The 2,652-nt window shown below is 67.8% G+C and carries 3 protein-coding genes; 1 reads left to right on the forward strand and 2 read right to left on the reverse strand.

The genetic code is table 11. The features are described 5' to 3' along the window. Positions 1-159: 159 nt before the first annotated feature. Complete coding sequence (locus tag EB084_23325) at positions 160-894, forward strand: DUF2071 domain-containing protein (GenBank protein ID NDD31194.1); 735 nt, start codon at positions 160-162, stop codon at positions 892-894. Positions 895-908: 14 nt separating this feature from the next. Here EB084_23325 and EB084_23330 read toward each other — a convergent pair whose 3' ends face one another. Beyond that, positions 909-1,430 (reverse strand): hypothetical protein, encoded by a 522-nt coding sequence (locus tag EB084_23330; GenBank protein NDD31195.1) that lies wholly within the window; start codon positions 1,428-1,430, stop codon positions 909-911. A gap of 112 nt (positions 1,431-1,542) precedes the next feature. Continuing rightward, positions 1,543-2,613: a serine/threonine protein kinase gene (locus EB084_23335; protein ID NDD31196.1), complete on the reverse strand. Its 1,071-nt coding sequence runs from the start codon at positions 2,611-2,613 to the stop codon at positions 1,543-1,545. Positions 2,614-2,652 lie beyond the last annotated feature (39 nt).

Here is a 2,652-nt window from a genome sequence, read left to right on the forward strand (position 1 = left end):
CACATCGAGCTTGCCAACGACAGCGTCACCCTCACCGCCAGCAAAGGCGGCGCGGTGCGCACCCTGCAGGTCGGCGATCCCACCACACCCTGAGCAGGAGAGACCTCACCGCACGCAAACCCCACAAGCATGCCTCTCTCGCGCGCCCTCATCGACGACATGCTCGCCCAGACCGACCACCGCCCCTGGCCCCTGCCCACGCGGCCATGGCTCATGACGCAGACGTGGGAGGGGCTGCTGTTCGCCCACTGGCCCGTGCCCGCCGCGGCGCTGCGCGCGCTGGTGCCCGAGCCCCTCGCGCTCGATGCCCGCGACGGGACGTGCTACATCGGCCTGGTGCCTTTCTGGATCGCTGACGAGAGCCTGCGCGGGCGCGTGAAGGTGCCCTTCGCGGGCAGCTTCATCGAGATGAACGTGCGCACCTACGTCACACACAAAGGCAAGCCGGGTGTCTATTTCATCAGCCTCGACGCGAGCAACCACGTGGCGGTGATGGCGGCGCGCTTCCTCTACGCCCTGCCCTACTACAACGCGAAGATGTCGTTCGACATCGCCGACGACGGCTGGGTGACCTACCGATCGACGCGACGCCACTCTGGGGTTCCCATCGCCGAGTTCAAGGGGCGATATCGCGCGAAAGGGCCGGCGCTTGCATTCACGCCAGGCACGCTGGAGCGCTGGCTCACCGAGCGGTACGCCCTCTACACGGTCGACGATGGGCACGTGTACGAGGGCGATATACACCACACCCCCTGGACGCTGCACGAGGCGCAAGCCGAGATCGAGACCAACACCACCTTCTCATGCTGGGGCCTCGACGTGCCTGGCGAGCCACCGCTGCTGCACTACGCGCCCCACATCGACACGGTGATCTGGCCCCTTGAACGGGTGTGACGGCAGCCTGAAGCCTATCGCGTGACGCCCGCCAGCGGCTTGCCGTCGAGCGTGCCCTTCTCGCGCAGGCTGCGGCAGCGAACCTCACGCCAGCCGGACGCCGTCACGGCCCACGTCGACTCTGCGTCGGTATCGGTGACGAGGGTTGAAACCCGCTTGCTGTTGAGCCGGTTGAAGGTCATCACGACATGCTCGTGGATGCGCGCCACCGCGATGACGGCACCGTTGGGCGCCGTGCTGTCGAAGTGAAGCGAGCGCACCGTGGTGATGGCCTTCACCGTCTTCACCGTGCTGAGGAGCATCTTGAGCAGCGCGCGGCGCGTGGCGAGGTTCACCTCCTTGCCATCGAGCCCGACGCTCACGAAGGTGTCGGCCTTGCTCGCCAGCCAGCCGTCGGCGTCTCGGCGCGCGGCGGCCGCCGAGGCATCATCGTAGGCGCGCTGTATGGCGCGACGCGCGTCAGCCGTGGAGACGGCGTTGGCGTGTGCGTGCAAGGTCGGCACGGATGTGAATGCGATCAGCAGGCAGGCACACAAGACCAGACGTGCACAAAGAGACGGTCGCGATGTCATCGCTTCAAGCAAACCCTTCGGGTAGACTGGGGAGGTGCACTTCCGCGAGCCGCACCTCGATCCTCTTCGGCGATCGCTACCGCGAGATCAGGCGCAGCTGGGCCTCGAGCTCGGTGATCTCCTGACGCCAGTACGACGACGTGCCGTACTCGTAGAGCACCCGCTTGAAGGCCGGGTCGAGGCGCCGCTGGGCCAGCCAGGCGGCGTAGCGCACGTATCGCAGAGCCCGCAGCACCTCGATGAGACCGATGGTTCGGCGCTCAAACGGGCGGCGCTTCTCGTAGGCGTTGAGGAAGGCGTCGCGCTGCTCGAGCGACTCCGGATCGCGCCCCGGCAGCAGCATCCAGAGGTCTTGCACGGGCGGCCCCATGGCCATGTCGTCGAAGTCGACGACAACGGGGCCCAGCGACGGCCACAGCAGGTTTCCGCGATGGAAGTCGCCGTGGATGCGAATCATCTCGACGCCCTTCAACCGCTCGCGGGCGATGGGCAGCAGCGGCTCGACGGCCTTCTTGTAGCGTGCCCAGGTCTCTGCCGGCATCACCCGCTCGCTATCGAGGATCTCGAGATCACGACGCCCGGGCTCGGCCACCGTCCACCCTGGGCGGTGCTGGGCCTTGCGCTTGCTGCCCACCTCGTGCACCCGTGCCACCAGATCGCCGAGCTCGTGCACCTGTCTCACGCTCAGCTCGTCTGGCGGGCGACCTGCCTGGTGGGGAAAGACTGCGAAGAAGATGCCCGCGGTCTCTCCAATGGTCTCCCCGAAACGAGGAAGCAGCACCGGCGACGACACCGGCACGTCGGCCGCACGCAGATCGGCCAGAAAGCGATGCTCCTCGGCAACGGCGTCCCGGCTCCAACGCCCTGGGCGGTAGAACTTCGCCACCCAGCGCTCACCCTCGAGGTCTTCGACCTGCGCCACCCGGTTCTCGAGGGAGTTGAGGAAGCGCACCGCAGGGTTGCAGGCGATGCCTGCCGCGTCGAAGGCGTCGAGGATGCGCTCGGGGGTGAGATCGTAGAAGTACTTCGTCAGCGGTGCGGGCGCCGGCTCGGACGCCTTGCGCGCCGCCACGTCAGGAGCGCGACGCCGCGGACGGCGTGGCGTTGAGATCGCGCAGCAGGGCCTGCAGGCGGGGCTGGGCATCACGAGCGGCCTGGCGGGTCGACTCGGCCGACGCGCCCGCCG

Source organism: Pseudomonadota bacterium (genome assembly GCA_010028905.1).
Lineage (GTDB): Bacteria > Vulcanimicrobiota > Xenobia > RGZZ01 > RGZZ01 > RGZZ01.

Excerpts from the sequence above, each read along its gene's own strand:
- EB084_23325 (NDD31194.1), top strand. The coding sequence starts at position 160 with ATGCTCGCCCAGACCGACCACCGCCCCTGGCCCCTGCCCACGCGGCCA.